Source organism: Pseudomonas marginalis (assembly GCF_001645105.1).
GTDB lineage: Bacteria > Pseudomonadota > Gammaproteobacteria > Pseudomonadales > Pseudomonadaceae > Aquipseudomonas > Aquipseudomonas petroselini.
Genome location: NZ_LKEG01000052.1, coordinates 551,604 through 573,763 on the forward strand (window position 1 = coordinate 551,604; position 22,160 = coordinate 573,763).

Below are 22,160 nucleotides of genomic sequence, written 5' to 3' on the forward strand. Positions count from 1 at the left end.
CCGATCTTTGTGGAACAATACTGTCTACTTATACAGGTATTGGCCGCCCCGGCCTTATTGATTACGTGAGGACTTTAATGGACGACAACAAGAAGAAAGCCTTGGCTGCGGCCCTGGGTCAGATCGAACGTCAATTCGGCAAGGGTGCCGTAATGCGTATGGGCGATCACGACCGTCAGGCGATCCCGGCTATTTCCACTGGCTCTCTGGGTCTGGACATCGCGCTCGGCATTGGCGGCCTGCCAAAAGGCCGTATCGTTGAAATCTACGGTCCTGAATCTTCCGGTAAAACCACCTTGACCCTGTCGGTGATTGCCCAGGCGCAGAAAATGGGCGCCACCTGTGCGTTCGTCGACGCCGAGCACGCCCTCGACCCTGAATACGCCGGCAAACTGGGCGTCAATGTTGACGACCTGCTGGTTTCCCAGCCGGACACCGGTGAGCAAGCCCTGGAAATCACCGACATGCTGGTGCGCTCCAACGCCATCGACGTGATCGTGGTCGACTCCGTGGCAGCCCTGGTACCCAAGGCTGAAATCGAAGGCGAAATGGGTGACATGCACGTGGGCCTACAAGCCCGTCTGATGTCCCAGGCGCTGCGTAAAATCACCGGTAACATCAAGAACGCCAACTGCCTGGTGATCTTCATCAACCAGATCCGTATGAAGATCGGCGTGATGTTCGGTAGCCCGGAAACCACCACCGGTGGTAACGCGCTGAAGTTCTACGCTTCGGTCCGTCTGGATATCCGCCGTACCGGCGCGGTGAAAGAAGGTGACGAGGTGGTGGGTAGCGAAACCCGCGTTAAAGTCGTGAAGAACAAAGTGGCACCGCCTTTCCGTCAGGCTGAGTTCCAGATTCTCTACGGCAAGGGTATCTACCTGAACGGCGAGATGATCGACCTGGGCGTGCTGCACGGTTTCGTCGAGAAATCCGGTGCCTGGTATGCCTACAACGGCAGCAAGATCGGCCAAGGCAAGGCCAACTCGGCCAAGTTCCTGGCGGACAACCCGGACATCGCTGCCACGCTTGAAAAGCAGATCCGCGACAAGCTGCTGACTGCAGCACCAGACGTGAAAGCTGCCGCCAACCGTGAACCGGTTGCAGAAGTTGAAGAAGCTGACACTGACATCTGAAGCAAACGATGACTGTTGTACTGGATACACTCGTCGCCGTTCGGCGCACCGCAATGGACCTGCTCGCTCGCCGCGAGCATGGTCGAGTCGAGCTGACGCGTAAATTGCGTCAGCGCGGCGCGGAGCCCGAGATGATCGAAACTGCCCTCGACCGCTTGACGGAAGAGGGGCTGCTTTCCGAGTCTCGTTACCTTGAAAGTTTTGTCTCCTACCGAGCCCGCTCCGGCTACGGCCCAGCGCGCATCCGTGAAGAGCTGAGCCAACGTGGTCTGCAACGTGCGGACATCGACCTTGCCCTGCGTGAGTGCGGTATCAGTTGGCAGGCGCAGCTGGAAGACACCTGGCGGCGCAAGTTCTCTGGCCATCTTCCGATTGATGCCAGGGAGCGTGCGAAGCAGGGGCGATTCCTGAGTTATCGCGGGTTTTCGATGGAGATGATCAGCCGCTTGTTGAGCGGTCGAGATATGGACGACTGAGTATCTCGTTGTACAGGCTATTGTGGTGAGCGGGCGTACTGTGGCTAAGGCGCTGGCAAGGGCGCTTGTTGTGGCGAGGGAGCTTGCTCCCGCTGGGCTGCGAAGCAGCCCCATCACCATCACCCCCATCCCCCCACTGAGACACCCCCCAAAAGACCCACTATGAAAATAGTGGGTCTTTTTTTTTGCCCTCAAAAATCAAGCCGGCTCCGGTGCCACCCGCTGCTGCGCCTTCCCCAGAGCCTGCGCCCAGTTCTCCGGCAAGTTGATGTAATCCACCAACTCGCGCAACCGCCCCTGATCGCGACCATTGAAGTTGAACACCAACCGCGTCAAATGGCCGAACCTCGGCTCATCATGCTCCTCGCCGGTGTACGTAAGCTGCTGAAACTCTCCGCTCAACCGCAGGCTGGCAAACTCACTCTGCAGATGGGCCAATGCCCGGTCACTGAGTGGGTGATGCATGCGCACCACAAACTCACGCTTCAACCAGCGTGTGGAGTGGAAGTTGGCATAAAACTGGTTGATCTCTTCAACCGCCTCTTCGGCGCTGTACACCAGGCGTACCAGCTTGAGGTCGGTGGGCAGGATGTAGCGGTTGGCTTCCAACTGGCTGCGGATAAAGTCCAGGGCGCCTTGCCAGAACCCGCCGCCTGGCGCGTCCAGCAGCACCACCGGCACCAGCGGGCTCTTGCCGGTCTGGATCAGTGTCAGTACTTCCAGCGCTTCATCCAGGGTGCCAAAACCACCCGGGCACAAGACCAATGCATCGGCTTCCTTGACGAAGAACAGCTTGCGGGTAAAGAAGAAGTGGAAAGACAGCAGGTTCTCCGTGCCATCGATGGTCGGGTTGGCGTGCTGCTCAAACGGCAGCGTGATATTGAACCCCAAGCTATGTTCCAGGCCCGCGCCTTCGTGGGCGGCGGCCATGATGCCTCCGCCCCCGCCAGTGATCACCATCAGGTCCGAGCGCGCCAGTGCAGCGCCAACTTCTCGGGCCAGGGCGTACAGCGGGCTTTCCACCGGGGTGCGTGCCGAACCGAACACGGTGACCTTGCGTCGGCCCTTGAACTGTTCCAGCACGCGGAAGGCGTGGTCGAGTTCGCGGATGGCTTGCAGGGTGATTTTGGCGTTCCAGCGGTTGCGGTCGTCCTGCGCCATGCGCAGCACGGTGAGGATCATGTCGCGATACAGAGGGATATTAGGGCTGTTGGGAGCGATCAGCTGGAGTTGGGCTTCGACCTGCTGGGTAAGGTCGGCGCCGTTTTCTTCAAAATGCCGGAGCAGGCTGTCATTCGGTTCGTAAGGCATTCAACTTCTCCTTCTTCACAGAGGCGGGGCCTGCGGCGAGAAATTCGTCCGGCGGCCGCGACACTGCATGTGTCGCTGCATGCCCAAGGCATTGCACATGTTCGCCAGGCGGCAAACGGGCTCTGTATGTTCCTTGTGATTTAAAAACCTTTGCACTGCACGTCGCAGGAGGGCAACCCTCTTTTGCCCTGAAAATGTTACAGAACGGCGTGAAAACCGTTGTGAACGGGCGGTTGGGATGGCTTGATCATGGGCCGAAAAACCCTTGGCTGGCAACCGCTTATTGGTCACTCATCAGGGAGTTTAGCCGCGTACAGGGCGTTGAAGCGGGGGGAGTGCGCGCCACTGGACAGCAGCGCGCGACGGTCAGGCCAAGGTTACTTTTTCTTCTTCGCCGCAGCCGGTGCCGGGCAATCCGCTTCGACGAACTTTACCGATGCCACAGGACGGTTGGTCTTGTTCTCGGTGATCTCGTAGCGCATCACCGCGCCCTTGGCCATCAGCTCGCGGTAGCCTTTGTTCAGGCACACGCTCTGGCCCAGTTGGAAATACACCGCCTTGGGGTTGGCGCGCATCTGTTCGGCGCGGTCGGGCAAGACGCTGAGGTGATCGATCAGCTGCATGCCTTCTACGGTGTAGGCGACTTCCAGGGTTTTTTCGTCGATTTCCCGGGGCAGGTCCTTGTTGCTCTCCGCCGCGACGCTTTGCAGCTTGCGGTTCATTTGGGCCTCCAGCAGCGAGGCCGCCTGGGCGCACACGGGCAATACCAGCGCGAGGGCGACGGATGGGGCGACAAAACGCAGCATGGAACGCAGCATGAAACTCTCCTGATTCGGTTACTGGTGCATAGACCAGCCACTGCGCTGTGCGTTCAGTGGCGCGCAATTATAGGTGAGCCCCTGCCACTACAGCCAGGCGTATCGCTGGTAAACTGCGGCCACTTCCGCCTTCCACGAGTTTTTACCGTGTCGATTTACCCGTTCCCACGGCGCATCCGATGAGCCACGCCGTTTCCCGCCTGCGCACCCAGCGCCTGGCCCGCGCCGTCCGGCCGTTCCTCAACCGTGGTTCGCGTGCCGAGCGTTGCCCTGGCTGCCGGGTCATCCCTGAATACTGCCTGTGTGCCTGGCGGCCCAAGGTCGCGGCGAAATCCGCCATGTGCCTGCTGATGCATGACGTTGAGCCGATGAAACCCAGCAACACCGGCTGGCTGATCGCCGATGTCATCGACGACACCACGGCGTTCGCCTGGTCGCGTACCGAAGTTGACCCTGAATTGCTCACTTTGCTGGCCGACCCACAATGGCAGCCCTTTATCGTGTTCCCCGGCGAATTCGTCGCGCCCGAGCGTGTCGTCAGCGAAGTGACGGCGGCAGAGGGCAAGCGCCCATTGTTCATCTTGCTCGATGGCACCTGGAGTGAGGCGCGCAAGATGTTCCGCAAAAGCCCCTACCTGGAGCATCTACCGGTACTCAGCCTGGCGCCGGAACAGCTGTCACGCTACAAACTGCGTCGTTCCAAGCGCGACGACCACTTCTGTACCGCCGAAGTCGCCGCTCTGTGCCTTGAGCTGGCGGATGACCAAGCCGCCTGCGAAGTACTCGACGCCTACCTGGACGTGTTCAGCACCCATTACCTGGCGGCCAAGTTCCAATTACCCCTGGACCCGACGGACATCGTCCATACTCGTCTTGCGCCCTATGTACCGGCGGTATAACCAGACGACGTTTGCATGATGGCACCCTAAACCCGCACGCCGCTAAAATGCCCATGGGCGTAGTGCTTGACCCCCCAGGCTACGCTGGGCATGCTGGGCGCCGATTGGGGGGCAACCGTGAATTTTTCGACGTCGTTCCAGGGGCATTTGACGTTGAGCGTGCCCTGTGGCGATAGCTGCCTGGCTGTCGCCTTGTGTACTGGCGAACCCTGAACCCATCAGGGCTCCCATAAAAAACAGGATCATTTAATCAATGGCCACATACGAAATCCTGATAGCCGACGACCACCCGCTGTTTCGCAGCGCGCTGCACCAAGCAGTGACCTTGGGCCTTGGCCCGGACGTGCGCCTGGTCGAAGTGGCCAGCATTGCCGAGCTGGAAGCCCGCCTCACCGAAAAATCCGACTGGGACCTGGTGCTGCTCGATCTGAACATGCCCGGCGCCTACGGTTTCTCCGGGCTGGTGCTGTTGCGTGGGCAATACCCGCAGATCCCCGTGGTGATGGTCTCCGCCCAGGAAGACGCCGATGTGGTGGTGCGCTCCAAGGAGTTTGGCGCCAGCGGTTTCATTCCCAAGTCCAGCGCGATGGAAGAGATCCAGAAAGCCGTACGCGCCGTGCTGGATGGCGATGTGTCCTGGCCGCCGCAGGCGTTTGAAGAAATCAATGTGTCCGACGAGGCCAAGGCCGCCCGTGATGGCCTCGCCAGCCTGACGCCCCAGCAGTTCCGGGTGCTGACCATGGTCTGTGAGGGCTTGTTGAACAAGCAGATTGCCTACGAGCTGAGCGTGTCGGAAGCGACGATCAAGGCCCATGTGACGGCGATTTTCCGCAAGCTGGGCGTGCGTACACGCACCCAGGCGGCGCTGCTCTTGCAACAACTTGAGTCAATTTCGCAGCACTAGGCGTTCACCGCTTCACGCTTTTTTGACTTTGCGTGATCTAGTTTCCCCACTCCTTTGGTTCAGTTGCCTATCTCTATGTCGCCTTTCAAGGGTCAAACCGGTATCAAACGTATTTTCAATGCAGGGGGATATTCCCTGGACGGCCTGCGCGCAGCGTTCACCGGCGAGGCGGCGTTCCGCCAACTGGTGCTGCTCAACGTGATCCTGATCCCGGTGAGCTTTTTCCTGAATGTCAGCCGGGTCGAGCGGGCCTTGCTGATCGCCGTGTGCCTGCTGGCGTTGATCGTCGAGTTGCTCAACTCGGCGGTGGAAGCGGCGATCGACCGCATCTCCCTGGACCGCCATCCACTGTCGAAAAACGCCAAGGACATGGGCAGCGCCGCCCAGTTCGTCGCGCTGACCATGATCACTCTGGTGTGGGCCGTGATCCTGGTCTGACCCTCAGGCAATGCTCGGCAGCACGATCTCGTCGCTGCGCTGGACCCCGGCGGTGAAGGCGCGGCACAGCTCCAGGAACTCGCGCATGGCCGAGGTCTGGTACTTCTGTTTATGCCAGATGAAGTAGAACTGCCGGGCCAGGTCCAGGTCCGGGGTTTCCACCGGCACCAGGCTGCCACGGCGGAATGCATCGCGCAGCGCCAGCCGCGAAATGCAGCCGATCCCCAACCCCGACTCCACCGCACGCTTGATCGCCTCGGTGTGTTCCAGCTCCAGGCGGATATTCAGCGTGCTGCGGTGGTGGCGCATGGCTTGGTCGAACGTCAAGCGCGTGCCCGAACCCTGTTCACGCAGGATCCACGCTTCGTGGGTCAACTCATCCATGCTCGCCATGCCACGCTTGGCCAGATGATGCTGCGGCGCACAAAACACCACCAATTCATCCTCGACCCAGGTTTGCACCTCGATATCCGGGTGGCTGCAGTCGCCTTCGATTAGACCCAGGTCAATTTCGTAATGCGCGACCTGGTGCACGATATGGGCAGTGTTCTGCACATGCAGCTTCACCTGGCTCTCGGGGTGCTGTTGCATGAAGCTGCCGATCAGCAGGGTGGCCAAATAGTTGCCGATGGTGAGGGTAGCGCCGACCGCCAGCGAGCCAAAGCCGGACTTGCCGTTCAGCAGGTCCTCGATCTCCTTGGCCTGGTCCAGCAGCGCCACGGCCTGAGGCAGCAACTGGTGGCCGAGGGCGTTGAGGCTCAGGCGTTTACCGGCGCGGTCGAATAATTGGCAGCTGGATTGACGCTCCAGCTCAGTAATGGAAGTGCTGGCGGCGGATTGAGATAAGGCCAGAAGGCCAGCAGCGCGTGAGACGCTTTCCTGCTGGGCGACGGCGACGAAGACTTGCAGTTGACGGAGAGTAAATCGCATATCGATATAACCGATAACCCTTATCTTAATAATCCAGTTAACAGATATTGTCGCCGCCATTAGAATGCTGTGCAATTGCGCATCCACACCTTTGGCGCAGACCCATTTCCAGGAGTCCCCCGTACATGAGCAACATGAACCACGAGCGTGTCCTCAGTGTTCATCACTGGAACGACACTCTGTTCAGCTTCAAGTGCACCCGCGATCCGGGCCTGCGCTTCGAGAACGGTCAGTTCGTGATGATCGGCCTGCAACAGCCCAACGGCCGCCCGCTCATGCGCGCTTACTCCATTGCCAGCCCGAACTGGGAAGAGCATCTGGAGTTCTTCAGCATCAAGGTGCCGGATGGTCCGCTGACTTCCCAATTGCAGCACTTGAAGGAAGGCGACGAGATCATCATCAGCAAAAAACCGACAGGCACCCTGGTGCTTGACGATTTGAAGCCGGGCAAACACCTGTACCTGCTCAGCACCGGTACTGGCCTGGCGCCATTTATGAGCGTGATCCAGGACCCGGAAACCTACGAGCGTTTCGAAAAAGTGATCCTGTGCCACGGCGTGCGTTACGTCAACGAAGTCGCTTACCGCGAATTCATCACCGAGCACCTGCCGCAGAACGAATTCTTCGGCGAGGCCCTGCGTGACAAGTTGATCTACTACCCGACCGTGACCCGCGAGCCGTTCGAAAACGAAGGCCGCCTGACCGACCTGATGCGCAGCGGCAAGTTGTTCAGCGACATCGGTCTGCCGCCGATCAATCCTGAAGATGACCGCGCCATGCTGTGCGGCAGCCCAAGCATGCTGGACGAAACCAGCGAAGTGTTGAACAGCTTCGGTCTGAAGGTTTCGCCGCGCATGCGTGAGCCGGGTGATTACCTGATCGAGCGCGCGTTCGTCGAGAAATAAACACCGGTCAAAAAAATGTGGGAGGGGGTCAAGCCCCCTCCCACATTTTGTTTCCGGTTTATTCAGTTAGCTGGCAGCACTTCAAGCACACAAATCACCCCAGCCTCCGGATAGTGCCAACGCACATCCACATCCCAGAATTGCGCACCGTATTCCCGCTCTGGCCCCGGTGTCTGGTACGCCGGCCGTGGATCCTGCGCCAAACACTGATCGATCAATTCCACTAGTGGCTCGCCAAGGCGTTGTGCATGGCCTTGTGCCTGTTGCAGGGCAGTCTTCAGCCACTGCACGGGGATCAACTGCGGCGCACCGCTGGCGATGTCATTGGTGGCCGTGTCGACGATGTCGGCATACGGCACATACGGCTTGATATCCAGCACCGGCGTGCCATCCAGTAAGTCGATCCCGGAAATCCATAACCGCCCCGGTTCCACCTTGTCGAGCTTCACCACCGACTGGCCAATGCCATTGGGTCGATGGGTCGCGCGCGTGGCAAACACGCCCATGGACGTGTTGCCGCCCAGGCGGGGAGGGCGCACTTTCAGGCGGGGTTTGTCTTCCAGCGCCTGGTGGAACAGGAACAGCAGCCATACATGGCTGACCTGTTCCAGGCCCTGCACCGCGTCACCGCCGCCGAACGGCGTCACCAGCTCCAGCACACCACGGGCGGCCGGCGCCAGCTGTGGTTGGCGTGGGATGGCAAACTTCTCCTTGAAGCAGGAGCGCACGAACCCGACGGGCGAGACGTTGTAACTCATGGCTTACGCACGAACCCGCAGCGTCAGGCCCTTGAGGAAGTTACGCAGCAACTGGTCGCCACAGGTCCGGTAGTTGGTGTGGCCGAACTTGCGGAACAGCGCGCTCAGCTCAGGCTTGGACACCGGAAACTCGGCGGCCTTGAGGATCGCATGCATGTCGTCTTCCTTCAGTTCGAAGGCCACGCGCAGTTTCTTGAGGATGATGTTGTTGGTCACCGGGGTCTCGATCGGCTGCGGCGGGCGGCTTTCGTCCTTGCCGCGCTTGAAGATCACCAGGCCATCGAGGAAGTGGGCCATGACCTCATCCGGGCAGAACACGAAGCCTTCTTCCTCATCTTTCTTGAGGTAGGTCAGCAGGTCTTCTTTGGTGACTTCCATGCCGCCGAGCTGGGTGATTTCGACCATCTTGTTGTCGCTGATGTCGAGCATGTAGCGCACGCTGCGCAGTACGTCATTGTGAATCATGGTGGGCAATCCTGGTTTTCAACGGTGGACACCGCCCAGGCAGGCGATGTCGATAATAGGGGAGCGGCTTAGAACTTCTCTTTGCCGGACAGGTACCGCCATTGGCCCACTGGCACTTTGCCGATGGACACGCCGCCGATGCGGATGCGGCGAATAGCGATAACCTTGAGGCCGACCGCTTCGCAGAACAGCGCAATGACACCCGGCTGCGGGTTCTTCATCGCAAAGCGCAGGCGGTTCTCGTTCTGCCAGCTGGCTTTGACCGCCGGCAGCTCTTTGCCTTTGTAGGTCAGGCCGTGGTTAAGGCGGTTGAGGCCGTGGGCAACCATGTCGCCTTCGACTTCCACCACATATTCCTGCTCGATCTTGGCGGCATCGGCGGTCAACTTGCGCAGAATCTTCCAGTCCTGGGTAAATACCAGCAGGCCGCTGGCCTTGGCTTGCAGGTCGGCGCTGGCGGTCAGGCGCAGAAAGTGGCCCTTGAGCGGGCGCTTGCTGAAGCGGTGCTCTTCGGACAGGGTCTCGGCGCTGATCGAGGCCATCGCCGTTTCTGCGTCCATACCTGCCGGCGCGTGCATCAGGATGGTCACCGGCTCGGGCACGGTGGCCTTCGCTTCGGGGTCGAGTTCGACTTTCTGGGTGGTGACCTTGAACTGCGGCTCGTCGATCACTTCACCGTCCACCGAGACCCAGCCGCCTTCAATGAACAGCTCAGCCTCCCGACGGGAGCAACCGACCAGTTCGATAAGGCGTTTGGAGAGGCGTATGGGGTCAGTCATGACAAGGGCCGTAACAAAAGGGGGCGGCTATTGTACCTGCCTGGCGCCGGTTAATCCCGGCCCCATTTCAGTGCTTTGTCTTTTTGTGGGTGCTGCGTTTCGTCAGCCACTGCGCTGTTGCTGCTGGCACAAACGCATACGCAGTAACGGATACGGCTGTCCCAGGCCATCATGCTCCGTGCGTCCAATCACCTCGAACCCCTGTTTGAGGTAAAAGCCCAGCGCCTGCGGGTTCTGCTCGTTCACTTCCAGCTCGTCGGCGTTCATATGCTCGATCGCATAGCGCAGCAATTGCCGGCCAAGGCCCTGGCCCCGGTATTTCGGGTCGATAAACAACATTTCGACTTTACCTGCGGCCACCCCGGCAAACCCGGTGATGCGTTGGTGCGAGTCTTTGGTGCAAATCAGCATCACCGTGTCCAGATAGTGAGTCAGCACCAGGTGCCTCAGGTGCTCGATGTAGCTATCCGGCAAAAAATCATGGGTCGCCCGCACGGAGGACTCCCATATTTCAGTCAGTTTTTGATAATCGCTGGTTTTAGGTGTGTGGATAACCGAATGCCGACGCATGCTCGCTGCCCCTGCCGATGATTGACGATGGGCAAACGATAGACCTAAAAAAGCCCCACATCTTGATCAGATGCAGGGCTTTTTACGGGGTTACCGATCAGTCGCGCTTTTCAGCCCACAGGTCGTATTCGTCGGCGTCGGTCACGGTGCACCAGACCTTGTCGCCGGGCTTCAGGCCGCTGGCGTCGTCGATAAACACGTTACCGTCGATTTCCGGCGCGTCGAAGAAGCAACGGCCGACGGCGCCTTGCTCGTCGACTTCATCGATCAACACTTCGATTTCCTTGCCGATACGCAGCTGTAGACGCGCCGAGCTGATGGCCTGCTGGTGCGCCATGAAGCGCTCCCAGCGGTCCTGCTTGACGTCGTCCGGCACCACGGCCAGGTCCAGCAGGTTGGCCGGTGCACCTTCGACCGGCGAGTACTGGAAGCAGCCGACGCGGTCCAGTTGGGCTTCGGTCAGCCAGTCCAGCAGGTACTGGAAGTCTTCTTCGGTTTCGCCGGGGAAGCCAACGATGAAGGTCGAACGGATGATCAGTTCCGGGCAGATCTCGCGCCAGTTCTTGATGCGCGCCAGGGTTTTGTCTTCGAAGGCCGGGCGTTTCATGGCCTTGAGCACCTTCGGGCTGGCGTGCTGGAACGGGATGTCCAGGTACGGCAGGATCTTGCCGGCGGCCATCAGCGGGATCAGTTCGTCCACGTGCGGGTACGGGTAAACGTAGTGCAGGCGCACCCACACACCCAGGCTGCTGAGGGCTTCGCACAGTTCGGTCATGCGGGTTTTCACCGGCGCGCCGTTCCAGAAACCGGTGCGATACTTCACATCGACGCCGTAGGCGCTGGTGTCCTGGGAGATCACCAACAGCTCTTTGACGCCGGATTTGACCAGGCGCTGGGCCTCATCGAGCACGTCACCGACCGGACGGCTGACCAGCTTGCCGCGCATCGACGGGATGATGCAGAAGCTGCAGCTGTGGTTGCAGCCTTCGGAAATCTTCAGGTACGCATAGTGGCGTGGGGTCAGCTTGATGCCTTGCGGCGGCACCAGGTCGATCAGCGGGTTGTGGTCCTGGCGCGGCGGCACTACGTCGTGCACGGCGTTGACCACCTGCTCGTACTGCTGCGGGCCGGTCACCGCCAGCACGCTCGGGTGCACGTTGCGGATAGCGCCTTCTTCCACGCCCATGCAGCCGGTCACGATGACCTTGCCGTTTTCCTTGATGGCTTCGCCGATCACTTCCAGGGACTCTGCCTTGGCCGAGTCGATGAAGCCGCAAGTGTTGACCACCACCACGTCGGCGTCCTGGTAGGTGGACACAACGTCATAGCCTTCCATACGCAGTTGCGTGAGGATGCGCTCGGAGTCGACCAGAGCCTTCGGGCAACCCAGGGAAACAAAGCCAACCTTGGGGTTGGCTTTTGCGATGGTGGTGGACATGTCTAACCTCGGTATTGAATGACGCCGCCAGTCGTGCACGACAGGGCTGCGGATGGGCACTTGGTGTGCCTCTGATCAAAAAGTGCGCAATTCTAGCGACGGGCAGCGCACTTGACCAGCTTTATGCAGGGAAATGCGACGAGTGCTGCAGTGGGTCATTCGCACGACCCATACTCCGCTCTTAAACCCGGATGTCTTGCTCCGCGCGGTGCGAGACAACTTTAGACATGCCTACACCTAACGCCTGAAGCACTTTCAGGAGGGTGGAGAGCTTAGGATCGCCGCCGACAGCGATGGATCTGTAGAGATTTGCTCTATTGAGCCCCGTGTTCTGCGACAAACTCAGCATGCCTCCACGCGCTTCCGCGACTCGACGGATAGCGACCAGGAAGGCGTCCTCACCCCCTTCCTCATCGATTTCCTCAAGTGCGACAGAAAGATATTCGAGGGCAAACGCTTCGTCGTCTCGAAGCATTTCAAGAACGCTATCCTCATGAGAACGAGTACGAGTGGTCATTGTTGCTGCACCTTGTAAGATTTCCAGAGAGCCTTGGCCTGATTGATGTCGTTCTGTTGTCTGGCCTTTGAGCCACCGCCCAATAGGAAAACAATTTTTCGATCCTGAATTGCGTAATACACGCGAAACCCAGGTCCGAAGTCGAGCTTCATCTCAAAGACCCCATCACCCACCGGCTCGGTAATGCCAAAGTGCCCAAGGGCCGCTCGGTCCACTCTTGTGGTGATTCTTGCTTTCGAACGCGCGTCTTGCACGGTGTCTAGCCAGGCTTGGTAGATATCCACGCCATTGACGGATAGTACGTGTTTCACTTCGTACATTCAGGACTGTACCTTAAAAGAGACAGGGCGATGATTGAGTTTCTATATCGACTGCGCGCGCCATGCAGGAGCACGATTTATTGATCGGGTAAGCCAGCCGGGGAGTGCCCGCTTACGCCGCTAAGGCAGCACTACTGAGCCGGGCCAAAATATACGGCCGGCCGTAATGTGATCAATGCAGGCGAAAAGACTCCAAAATGCCCTGACCGCTATCAATGACAGCAGAAAACCGAACCCAAATCACGTCAACAGCGAAATGCGACGAGTGCTGCGCTATGCTTCGCGCCGTTGCGGGTAGGTAAAATCCTAAGGTCAACAAAACGTCTGTTACGAGAAGTAAAACAGCGCATGCTAGGGTCAGCTTAGATGCGTTGTTTATAAAAGACCTCAGGTCAAAGGGCAGGAGTGGTTGATGGGTCAGGCAAGTAATCAGGCAGCAGGTGCCGAGCAGTCAAACGCCAAGCCGATTGGCATGCTGGTGGCAGCGGTCGGGGTGGTGTACGGCGATATCGGGACCAGCCCGCTCTACACCCTTAAAGAGGTGTTCAACGGCGGTTATGGGGTTCAGGTCAACCACGACGGTGTGCTGGGGATCCTGGCGCTGATCTTCTGGTCACTGATCTGGGTGGTCTCGATCAAATACATGCTGTTCGTACTGCGCGCCGATAACCAGGGTGAGGGCGGGATCATGGCCCTGACTGCACTGGCACGACGGGCAGCGGGGGAGCGCAAGAAGCTGCGCAGTTTCCTGGTGGTGTGTGGTCTGTGCGGCGCGGCGCTGTTCTACGGTGACAGCATGATCACCCCGGCGATTTCCGTGTTGTCCGCGGTTGAGGGCCTGGAGTTGGCCTTCGACGGCCTGGAAAAATGGGTCGTGCCCATCGCCCTGGTGGTACTGGTGGCGCTGTTCCTGATCCAGAAGCACGGCACCGACCACATCGGCAAGCTATTCGGGCCGGTGATGGTGACCTGGTTCCTAGTGCTGGGCGGCCTCGGTGTGTATGGGATCACCCTGCACCCTGAGGTGCTCAGTGCCATGAACCCGATGTGGGCCGTTCGATTCTTCGAGGCTCACCCTGGCATCGGCGTGGCCATCCTCGGCGCGGTGGTGCTGGCGTTGACCGGTGCCGAAGCGTTGTACGCCGACATGGGCCACTTCGGCCGCAAACCCATCGCTCGGGCCTGGTTCATCTTGGTGCTGCCGGCGCTGGTGCTCAATTATTTCGGCCAGGGCGCGATGCTGCTCGGCGACCCTGAAGCCGCGCGCAACCCGTTCTACCTGCTGGCGCCGAGCTGGGCGCTGATCCCGCTGGTGGTGTTGTCCACCCTGGCGACGGTGATTGCCTCCCAGGCGGTCATCTCCGGCGCATTCTCGCTGACCCGCCAGGCGATCCAGCTGGGTTACATCCCGCGTATGCATATCCAGCACACCTCCAGTGCCGAGCAAGGCCAGATCTATATCGGCGCGGTGAACTGGTCGCTGATGGTCGGCGTGATCCTGCTGGTGCTGGGCTTCGAGTCCTCCAACGCCCTGGCGTCGGCCTACGGCGTCGCGGTGACCGGCACCATGCTGATGACCACCATCCTGGTGTCGGCGGTGATGCTGCTGCTGTGGAAATGGCCGCCGGTGCTGGCCGTGCCGGTTCTGGTCTGCTGCCTGTTGGTCGACGGGCTGTACTTTGCCGCCAATGTGCCGAAAATCATCCAGGGTGGCGCCTTCCCGGTATTGGCCGGGATCGTGTTGTTCGTGCTGATGACCACTTGGAAGCGCGGCAAGCAATTGCTGGTGGAGCGTCTCGACGAAGGTGGCCTGCCGCTGCCGATCTTCATCAGCAGTATCCGTGTGCAACCGCCTCATCGGGTGCAGGGCACCGCCGTGTTCCTCACCGCGCGCCCGGACGCCGTGCCTCACGCGTTGTTGCACAACCTGCTGCATAACCAGGTATTGCATGAGCAAGTGGTGCTGCTGACCGTGGTCTACGAAGACATTCCGCGCGTTCCGGCCGCGCGGCGGTTTGAAGTGGATGCCTATGGCGAAGGCTTCTTCCGCGTCATCCTGCACTTTGGTTTCACCGACGAGCCGGATGTGCCCCAAGCGCTGAAGTTGTGTCACCTCGATGAGCTGGACTTCAGCCCGATGCGCACCACTTACTTCCTGAGCCGCGAGACGGTCATCGCCTCGCGAATCAAGGGCATGGCCCGTTGGCGCGAAGCTTTATTTGCCTTCATGCTGAAGAACGCCAACGGCAACCTGCGCTTCTTCAAACTCCCGGTAAACCGCGTGATCGAGCTGGGTACCCAGGTCGAAATGTAGGCTTTTGCAGCACGGGAGCCGGCAATCGGCTCCCGCTTTCCTTTCTGAACCCTGTGCAATCCAGCGTTGTCGACTAGGCTCTAAGCACTGTTTGAATAGTGCCCACAGAACCCAGAAGAGGTGCGCCATGAGTCAGCTGCTCGAACCCTACACCCTGCGCCAATTGACCCTGCTCAACCGCATCGCGGTTTCGCCCATGTGCCAATACTCAAGCGTCGATGGCCTGGCCAATGACTGGCACCTCGTCCACCTCGGCAGTCGTGCCGTCGGCGGCGCCGGGTTGATTTTCACCGAAGCCACCGCCGTGACCGCCGATGGCCGCATCACCGCCGAAGACCTCGGCCTGTGGAAAGATGAGCAGATCGAACCGCTGCAACGCATCACGCGTTTCATCGCGGCCCAAGGCGCGGTGGCCGGCATTCAACTGGCCCACGCCGGGCGCAAAGCCAGTACCCATCGGCCCTGGATCGGCAAGCACGGCAGCGTCAAGCCGGAAGACGGCGGCTGGGTGCCGGTAGGGCCATCGCCGATTGCCTTCGACCCTCAGCACACCCAACCCAAGCCTTTGGACGAAGGGCAGATCCAGCAAGTGATCGCCGATTTTGTCGCCGCCGCCAAGCGTGCCCTGACCGCAGGTTTTGAAGTGGTGGAAATCCATGCGGCCCACGGTTACTTGCTGCATCAATTCCTCTCGCCCATCAGCAATCAGCGTCAGGACCAGTACGGTGGCTCGTTTGAAAACCGCATCCGGCTGGTGTTGCAAGTGACCCAAGCCGTGCGCGAAGTCTGGCCCCAGGAACTGCCGCTGTTTGTGCGGGTGTCGGCTACCGACTGGGTGGAGGATGGCTGGAACCCGGATGAAACCGTGGAGCTGGCACGTCGCCTGAAGGACCTGGGGGTCGACCTGATCGATGTCTCGTCCGGGGGCACGGCCGCCAACGCCGAGATCCCCACCGGCCCCGGCTACCAGACCCGCTTCGCCGAGCGCGTGCGCAAAGAGTCGGGGATGGCCACCGGCACCGTGGGCATGATCACCGAACCCGCCCAGGCCGAGCACATCCTGCGCACCTGTCAGGCCGACATCATCTTCCTCGCCCGTGAGCTGCTGCGTGATCCGTACTGGCCGCTGCATGCCGATGATGACCTGGGCGGGCGCAAGGCCACCTGGCCTGCGCAGTATCAGCGCGCCACCCATCGTGACCAGCCGATCCATGAGTCTGACTTGAGGGATTGAGCCGCTGCGCGCGTCACCAGAGCCCACCCTGACCCGGTGGGTTTTTTTACGGCTGTAGCGTGGGAAATGGCTGTAGGTCTTTGTTACCACGATACTTTTTTAAGTGAATACTCTAAAAAAATCCCACAAATTTCGAGATCGTTTCTACGCTTAGGGTAAAGCTGACTCCTGGCCCAGGAAGTCAGTCGGTTTGCTCACTGAGGCATTGCGCTTCATGGGAGGCGGGTAATGGGCAACAGGAGTTTTTGATGGATATCAGGAGAAGCAGTCCATGGCCAAGTCCTATGGTGTAGCGGGTGTGGTGGTGTGTTTTCTGACGCGCAGGGTGTCTTTACGGGGGCGAAGGTTGAGTTCGGATGAAGTGGAATTGCTGGCGCAGTACCGCGCCCTGACCGAGAACGATCAGGTGGCAATGCGGTATCTGATTGGGGCGATGAAGAGTGTGTCGCGGTTCTGATGCCTGCCTTTGAGCCCTGTGGGAGCGGCGGTGCGCCGCTCCCACAGTTGGCATCATGTGTATTTACGCGCCTCGGGTGCCGGCGGGAAATACTGATACAGCCAGGTTTCACTCAAGGTGCGGTCTTGCGTGCGGATAAACAGGCGCAGTTCCACCGGTTCCACGCTGTCGCTGGTCGGGTACCAGTCAAACAGGATGCGGTAGCCCTTGATGTTGTCGAGTACCAGCACGCTGAAGTCCTTCACTTCGCCGTGGGAACAGGTCACCACCGGCTCGATCCCGGTGCCCGCTGGCAGGCGATCCAGGCCGCCCCCCTTGAAGTCCACGGCAAATCGGCGGGCCCAGACTTCCGGGTAGTGCTCACCCGGTGCCCAGCCTTCGGTAAAGCCGCCCATGCCGGAACGGGTGGCATCGACCTGTGCCAGCGGCGTGCTCACCGGTGGCAGCGCGCTCCAGTACAGCTTGTAGCCGTAGTTCAGCGAATCGCCGGCCGCCACGGGTTTTTTCGGGGTCCAGAAGGCCACGATGTTATCGAGGGTCTCGCCGGTGGTAGGAATTTCCAACAGGTCGATCGAGCCTTCGCCCCATGCGGTGGTCGGTTCGACCCACAGGCTCGGGCGCTTGCTGTACCAGTCCACCGTGTCCTGGTAGCTGGCGAACTCATGGTCGGTCTGCACCAGGCCGAAGCCTTTCGGGTCTGTATCGGCAAACGCGTTGAATTGCAGCTTGGCCGGGTTATTCAGCGGACGGCAGATCCACTCGCCGTTACCGCGCCACATCGCCAGGCGGTCCGAGTCGTGGATTTGCGGGTGGATGGTGTCGCACATGCGGCGCTCGTGGGTGCCGCAGCTGAACATGCTGGTCATCGGCGCGATGCCCAGTTGTTCGATGGTGGTGCGCGCATTGATATGGGCGTCGATGGCCATCACCACCTGGTTGGCCTGGCAATCGATGTCGAAGCGATAGGCGCCGGTCGCGCTGGGCGAGTCGAGCAGGGCGTAGACCACGAAGCGAGTGGCGTTCTTGTCCGGGGTTTCAAACCAGAACTGTGTGAAGTCGGGGAATTCTTCGCGTTTTTTCGCGTAAGTGTCGATGGCCAGGCCACGGGCCGACAGGCCGTACTGGCCGGTTGAATCCACCGCACGGAAGTAACTGGCGCCGAGGAATGACAGCACGTCATGCCGGTCCAGTTCGGGTGCCTTGAACAGCTTGAAGCCGGAGAAACCGAGATCGCCGGTCAGTTGCTTAGTGTCGACCGTGGTTTTTTCATAATTGAACAGCGAAGGGCGGAAATGCACCTCACGCGCTTCACGGGTCTTGGGGTCGACGCTGTGCATGCGCACCGGCGTCTTGAACCCCATGCCGACGTGGAAGAATTGCACGTCGAGTTGGCCGTTCAATTCCTTCCACAGCGAATGGTTGCCGTCGTAGCCGATGGCATTGAAATTCTGCGGGGTCATGGTCGCCAGGGTCGGCGGCAGCACCTGTCGGGTGTCTTTGTAAGCGGTTCCGGCGAGTTGTTTGGCCTGGGCCTTGAGCGACTCGAAATCGAACGCCACGGCCTTGCCATCGGCGGCACGGTTCCCGGCCCAGGCCTGGGCGGCGAGCAGGCCGCTGGCGGATAAACCGGTGTAAGCCGCAATGGCCATGGACGCTTTGAGCAAATTCCTGCGGTGCATAGAGACAACCTGTCGTGAGCAAATCCCGCGCCGTTCCTGGCACGTGCTGGATCAGAAATTACGGTTCGGACATGCCTTCGGCCAAACGCAACGGACATTAAACAGACGCCGGATAGCTTAAGCGGTTCGATGACGTAGGAAAATTGATTGATAGCGGGGTGATGGCATTGCAAATGCGACAAGACATTTCCACAAGACCTTTGCAATTGTCAGGCAGCCCTGTAGTGAGCGGGCTTGCCCCGCGCTGGGCAGCGAAGCAGCCCCAAATCCAGGCGCCGCGAAATACCTGAAGGCATGCGGTGACCCGGTTAGGGCCGCTTCGCTGCCCAGCGCGGGGCAAGCCCGCTCACTACAAGTCCTCAGTTCAGCTCACTTCACCCACTGCGCGGTAAGCCTCATCAATCGCTGCATGCGCATACGCACTCCACGCCGCGTCCGAGTTGGCGATGCTCACGTGCCCCACCGGCTTGCGCGCCAGGTTCATCCACGCTTCGCTTTCATCGGCGTCATCAAACAGACTGTTAGAGAAGCTCGCATACCCATGTGACCAGCGGTTGACAGTGATCGCCAGAATATCGGTCTCATGGTTGAACCCTCCCGGCCCCAGCATGCGCTGCAACTGATCACGCAACTGCGCTTCCAACTGTTCGAACGTCTGGCCATACAACTTGCCCCGCCCGGCACGGGCCTGGTCGCGGGAGCTCATGCCGCTGTTGGGACTGGTGGGCACGTAGACCATGTGCAAGCCAATCGGCTGCGTCGGGTCACGCGGGTGGTCGTAGCCGCCCATGCTCACCGGGTAGTCCAGCTTGATCCGGCTGTAAGGCTGGGTCGCCGCATAAATCTCATGCACGCCGAGTGTCTGGAACGACTGCCAGTTGCGGATCACCACCTTGGTGTACACCAGCGGGTACTTCACGTTCTGGCTCAGCGCGTGGGCTTGCGGCGCCGGTAAATCCTTCAACAGATACGGAATCATCATGTTGTAGCAGGCCAGGATGCAGCGTTTGCCGCGTATCTGTGCGAGTTGTCCGCCACGGCTGTAGCCGATGTGCACGCCATCGCCGACGTTACGCACGCTGACCGCCGTGCTGTTCAGCCGCAACCGCACGGCCGCCTTGGGCTGGTCGAGCTTGGCGTAGTCAAACGCCGCCAGCACGATATCGTCCATGGTGTGCCCCGGCGCCACGCCTGGGATCAGGCTGCGCACCAGCAACCGCGCCACCGACGCATTGCCATCCGGGAAGTGGTAGATGTAGGGCTCTTCCATTTCCGCCGCCGCTTCTTCGCTGATAGGCGCCAGGTTCATCCCGGCAAAGCCCGGGAAACCCACGCTGTAGGCATCGGACGAGGCGACTGCATCGATGCTCAGGGCCATGAAGTCATTGGTACGGCTCTGGAAATACTTCACTGCACCTTCCGACAACCCTACGTTCTTGAGCAGGAAATCGCGGTAGCTGGTGGCCGCCAGGTAGTCGGCCTTTTCTTCGGCAGACTTGCCCGGCAGGTAGTCCTTGGGCGCCGTGTGCAGGGCGATCAGGGCCTGGCGGTCTGCCGGCGGCAATGGGAAGTCATTGATGAAATCGCTGATGGCCCGCGCATTCAGTTGGTCCGGCGCGATGTCATCGGCGACCATCGGCGTCGGGTCGCCGGTCACCAGTTTGTCTTCGCCGAAGTTTTCCTGGTCGAAAAACACCCCGCGCGACAGCCCAAGGCTTGGGTAGAACTGGCGATCAAAGGCGGTTTCGAAGCGCTTGATGTTTACCCCGAGTTTCTTCAACAGCCCGTTCACTTCCTTGCTGTACAGGTGGTTGGGCGACTGGAACGCCTCGCTGCCGCCGTAGCCGATGAGCATGCGGCCACCGGCCTGGAACTCATTGCGCTTGGCATGGCCGCCGAAGTCGTCGTGGTTTTCCAGGATCAGGATCTTCGCCTTGGGGTGCTTCTCACGGTAGAACCACGCCGCCGACAAACCGCTCAAGCCGCCGCCGACGACCACCAGGTCATAGTCCTCGGTGATCGGCAGCTTATCGGTGTCGAACACCTTCTTCTCCCAACCCATCTGGTGCGCCACTTCGAACGAACCGACATGGCTGCCGCGCAAGCCGGTGAGGGCGGGTGGGTAGTAGCGGCCGTCGGGGGCGGCGTGCAGGATTTGCAGCGGGGTCATACCGGCGGCAATAGTGACAGCGACGCCGTTGAGGAAGTCGCGGCGGGTGATATCCATGGGGGAGAACCTGAATTTTATTGTTATGAGAGCGGCGTTGTCGGAGCGCATTGTTATGGCGAGGGAGCAAGCGCCCTCGCCACAGTAAGCTCGCTCCTCGTCAGTGCTTGAACATCACATGGCGAACGGTGGTGTAGTCCTCTAACCCGTACATGGACATATCCTTGCCATACCCCGACAGTTTCTGACCGCCGTGGGGCATTTCGCTGACGAGCATGAAGTGGGTGTTCACCCAGGTGCAGCCGTACTGCAGGCGCGCGGCCAAGCGATGGGCGCGTCCTACGTCGGCGGTCCACACGGATGACGCCAGGCCGTAGTCCGAATCATTGGCCCAGCCCAGCACCTGCGCTTCATCGGTGAATTTGGTCACCGATACCACCGGGCCGAACACCTCACGGCGCACGATCTCGTCGTCCTGCTGAGCGTCGGCCAACACGGTCGGTTCAAAGAAGTAGCCATTACCTTCCACCGCTTTGCCGCCGGTGACCAGGCGAATGTGCGACTGTGCCACGGCGCGCTCGACAAACCCGGCGACACGGTCGCGATGTTGCGCGGTAATCAAAGGGCCCAACTCGGTGGCCGGATCATCCTGCAAGCCATATTTGATGCTGGCGACCGCTGCGCCGAGCTTCTCGACAAACGCATCGTAGATCTGCGCTTGCGCGTAAATCCGGCATGCAGCGGTGCAATCCTGGCCGGCGTTGTAGAAGCCGAAAGTGCGAATGCCTTCCACGGCCGCGTCGATATCCGCGTCGTTGAAGATGATCACCGGCGCCTTGCCGCCCAGTTCCATGTGCATGCGTTTCACGCTGTCGGCGGTGCTGGAGATGATATTCGCGCCGGTGGCGATGGAGCCGGTCAGCGACACCATGCGCACTTTAGGATGAGTCACCAGCGGGTTGCCCACCGTCGGCCCACGGCCGAACACCAGGTTGAGCACGCCAGCCGGGAAGATATCCGCCGCCAGTTCGACCATCCGCAGCGCGGTCAGCGGGGTTTGTTCCGACGGCTTGAGCACCACGGTATTACCGGCGGCCAGGGCCGGGGCGATTTTCCAGGCGACCATCATCAACGGGTAATTCCACGGTGCGATGGACGCGATCACGCCCACCGGGTCGCGGCGGATCATTGAGGTGTGGCCGGGCAAATACTCACCGCCCGCCGAACCGCTCATGCAACGGCTGGCGCCGGCAAAGAAGCGGAACACGTCGGCAATCGCCGGGATTTCATCGTTGAGCGCGGCGCTGTAGGGCTTGCCGCAGTTGTCCGACTCCAGCTTGGCCAACTCTTCACCGTGGGCTTCGATCGCGTCTGCCAATTTCAGCAGCAGCAGCGAGCGATCCTTGGGCGCGGTTTGCGACCAACCTTCGAACGCCGCATCGGCGGCGCGCACGGCGGCGTCCACCTGGGCTTCGCTGGCTTCCTTGATTTCTACCAGTACGCGGCCGAGGGCCGGGTTGAATACGGCTTGGGCCGGGCCTTCGCCTTCGATCAGTTGGCCGTTGATCAGTAATTTGGTTTGCATGGTTCAGCTCTCCACAAACTATTGTTATTTCCTTGAATACACTGGCTCTAAATGTGGGAG

22 protein-coding genes are annotated in these 22,160 nt (G+C 60.2%); 9 read left to right on the forward strand and 13 right to left on the reverse strand.

The annotated features are described in order from the left end of the window. The first annotated feature begins 77 nt into the window (after positions 1 to 77). Complete coding sequence (gene recA, locus AO064_RS24675) at positions 78 to 1,136, forward strand: recombinase RecA (protein WP_012722521.1); 1,059 nt, start codon at positions 78 to 80, stop codon at positions 1,134 to 1,136. A gap of 8 nt (positions 1,137 to 1,144) precedes the next feature. After that, positions 1,145 to 1,612 carry a recombination regulator RecX gene (gene recX, locus AO064_RS24680; protein WP_012722522.1) on the forward strand — a complete coding sequence of 156 codons (468 nt, stop codon included), beginning with the start codon at positions 1,145 to 1,147 and terminating at the stop codon, positions 1,610 to 1,612. 198 nt (positions 1,613 to 1,810) lie between these two features. On the opposite strand, the gene AO064_RS24685 is transcribed toward recX, so the two are convergent. Next, positions 1,811 to 2,923: an LOG family protein gene (locus AO064_RS24685; RefSeq protein WP_064054921.1), complete on the reverse strand. Its 1,113-nt coding sequence runs from the start codon at positions 2,921 to 2,923 to the stop codon at positions 1,811 to 1,813. 377 nt (positions 2,924 to 3,300) lie between these two features. Further along, positions 3,301 to 3,741 (reverse strand): PA3611 family quorum-sensing-regulated virulence factor, encoded by a 441-nt coding sequence (locus tag AO064_RS24690; protein WP_034102440.1) that lies wholly within the window; start codon positions 3,739 to 3,741, stop codon positions 3,301 to 3,303. A gap of 179 nt (positions 3,742 to 3,920) precedes the next feature. On the opposite strand from AO064_RS24690, the gene AO064_RS24695 reads away from it, so the two are divergent. The 3 genes from AO064_RS24695 to AO064_RS24705 all read left to right on the forward strand — a co-directional run bounded on the left by AO064_RS24695 (position 3,921) and on the right by AO064_RS24705 (position 5,982). Further along, entirely contained in the window at positions 3,921 to 4,640 is a 720-nt protein-coding gene (locus AO064_RS24695) for a tRNA-uridine aminocarboxypropyltransferase (RefSeq protein ID WP_064054922.1), read from the forward strand. 253 nt (positions 4,641 to 4,893) lie between these two features. Further along, complete coding sequence (gene erdR, locus AO064_RS24700; RefSeq protein ID WP_064054923.1) at positions 4,894 to 5,544, forward strand: response regulator transcription factor ErdR; 651 nt, start codon at positions 4,894 to 4,896, stop codon at positions 5,542 to 5,544. A 69-nt stretch (positions 5,545 to 5,613) separates the two neighbouring features. Next, positions 5,614 to 5,982, forward strand: a complete 369-nt coding sequence (locus AO064_RS24705) for a diacylglycerol kinase (protein WP_173390397.1) — start codon at positions 5,614 to 5,616, stop codon at positions 5,980 to 5,982. 3 nt (positions 5,983 to 5,985) lie between these two features. Here the strand turns inward: AO064_RS24705 and AO064_RS24710 are convergent, their stop codons facing one another. Next, on the reverse strand, positions 5,986 to 6,912 hold the full coding sequence (locus AO064_RS24710) for a LysR family transcriptional regulator (RefSeq protein ID WP_012722528.1): 927 nt from the start codon (positions 6,910 to 6,912) through the stop codon (positions 5,986 to 5,988). Positions 6,913 to 7,037: 125 nt separating this feature from the next. Between AO064_RS24710 and fpr the strand changes: the two genes are divergently transcribed. Continuing rightward, complete coding sequence (gene fpr / locus AO064_RS24715) at positions 7,038 to 7,817, forward strand: ferredoxin-NADP reductase (protein ID WP_003189055.1); 780 nt, start codon at positions 7,038 to 7,040, stop codon at positions 7,815 to 7,817. 62 nt (positions 7,818 to 7,879) lie between these two features. Here fpr and tsaA read toward each other — a convergent pair whose 3' ends face one another. From tsaA to AO064_RS24750, 7 genes are all read right to left on the reverse strand, one after another. Further along, entirely contained in the window at positions 7,880 to 8,575 is a 696-nt protein-coding gene (tsaA, locus tag AO064_RS24720) for a tRNA (N6-threonylcarbamoyladenosine(37)-N6)-methyltransferase TrmO (RefSeq protein ID WP_064054924.1), read from the reverse strand. 3 nt (positions 8,576 to 8,578) lie between these two features. Then, positions 8,579 to 9,040, reverse strand: coding sequence for a YehS family protein (locus tag AO064_RS24725; protein ID WP_012722530.1), 462 nt, complete (start codon positions 9,038 to 9,040; stop codon positions 8,579 to 8,581). A gap of 68 nt (positions 9,041 to 9,108) precedes the next feature. Beyond that, entirely contained in the window at positions 9,109 to 9,819 is a 711-nt protein-coding gene (locus AO064_RS24730; RefSeq protein ID WP_012722531.1) for an rRNA pseudouridine synthase, read from the reverse strand. A gap of 102 nt (positions 9,820 to 9,921) precedes the next feature. Then, the gene (locus AO064_RS24735) at positions 9,922 to 10,389 is read right to left on the reverse strand and encodes a GNAT family N-acetyltransferase (RefSeq protein ID WP_064054925.1); all 468 of its coding nucleotides are present in this window, start codon (positions 10,387 to 10,389) and stop codon (positions 9,922 to 9,924) included. A 97-nt stretch (positions 10,390 to 10,486) separates the two neighbouring features. Next, entirely contained in the window at positions 10,487 to 11,827 is a 1,341-nt protein-coding gene (gene rimO, locus AO064_RS24740; RefSeq protein ID WP_046034459.1) for a 30S ribosomal protein S12 methylthiotransferase RimO, read from the reverse strand. A gap of 181 nt (positions 11,828 to 12,008) precedes the next feature. Next, positions 12,009 to 12,344 (reverse strand): addiction module antidote protein, encoded by a 336-nt coding sequence (locus tag AO064_RS24745; RefSeq protein ID WP_064054926.1) that lies wholly within the window; start codon positions 12,342 to 12,344, stop codon positions 12,009 to 12,011. Further along, positions 12,341 to 12,664 (reverse strand): type II toxin-antitoxin system RelE/ParE family toxin, encoded by a 324-nt coding sequence (locus tag AO064_RS24750; RefSeq protein ID WP_064054927.1) that lies wholly within the window; start codon positions 12,662 to 12,664, stop codon positions 12,341 to 12,343. Before AO064_RS24750 ends, AO064_RS24745 begins: the two co-directional genes overlap by 4 nt. Before the next feature lie 412 nt (positions 12,665 to 13,076). Between AO064_RS24750 and AO064_RS24755 the strand changes: the two genes are divergently transcribed. The 3 genes from AO064_RS24755 to AO064_RS24765 all read left to right on the forward strand — a co-directional run bounded on the left by AO064_RS24755 (position 13,077) and on the right by AO064_RS24765 (position 16,669). Beyond that, positions 13,077 to 14,978 (forward strand): potassium transporter Kup, encoded by a 1,902-nt coding sequence (locus AO064_RS24755; protein ID WP_012722534.1) that lies wholly within the window; start codon positions 13,077 to 13,079, stop codon positions 14,976 to 14,978. Between the two features lie 127 nt (positions 14,979 to 15,105). Continuing rightward, positions 15,106 to 16,212: an NADH:flavin oxidoreductase/NADH oxidase gene (locus AO064_RS24760; protein WP_012722535.1), complete on the forward strand. Its 1,107-nt coding sequence runs from the start codon at positions 15,106 to 15,108 to the stop codon at positions 16,210 to 16,212. 271 nt (positions 16,213 to 16,483) lie between these two features. Next, positions 16,484 to 16,669: a hypothetical protein gene (locus tag AO064_RS24765; protein ID WP_012722536.1), complete on the forward strand. Its 186-nt coding sequence runs from the start codon at positions 16,484 to 16,486 to the stop codon at positions 16,667 to 16,669. A gap of 53 nt (positions 16,670 to 16,722) precedes the next feature. Here AO064_RS24765 and AO064_RS24770 read toward each other — a convergent pair whose 3' ends face one another. From AO064_RS24770 to AO064_RS24780, 3 genes are all read right to left on the reverse strand, one after another. Next, positions 16,723 to 18,348 (reverse strand): glucan biosynthesis protein D, encoded by a 1,626-nt coding sequence (locus AO064_RS24770; protein ID WP_012722537.1) that lies wholly within the window; start codon positions 18,346 to 18,348, stop codon positions 16,723 to 16,725. A 364-nt stretch (positions 18,349 to 18,712) separates the two neighbouring features. Further along, positions 18,713 to 20,575: an NAD(P)-binding protein gene (locus tag AO064_RS24775; RefSeq protein WP_064054928.1), complete on the reverse strand. Its 1,863-nt coding sequence runs from the start codon at positions 20,573 to 20,575 to the stop codon at positions 18,713 to 18,715. Between the two features lie 100 nt (positions 20,576 to 20,675). After that, the gene (locus AO064_RS24780; protein ID WP_064054929.1) at positions 20,676 to 22,100 is read right to left on the reverse strand and encodes a gamma-aminobutyraldehyde dehydrogenase; all 1,425 of its coding nucleotides are present in this window, start codon (positions 22,098 to 22,100) and stop codon (positions 20,676 to 20,678) included. Between the last annotated feature and the right edge of the window lie 60 nt (positions 22,101 to 22,160).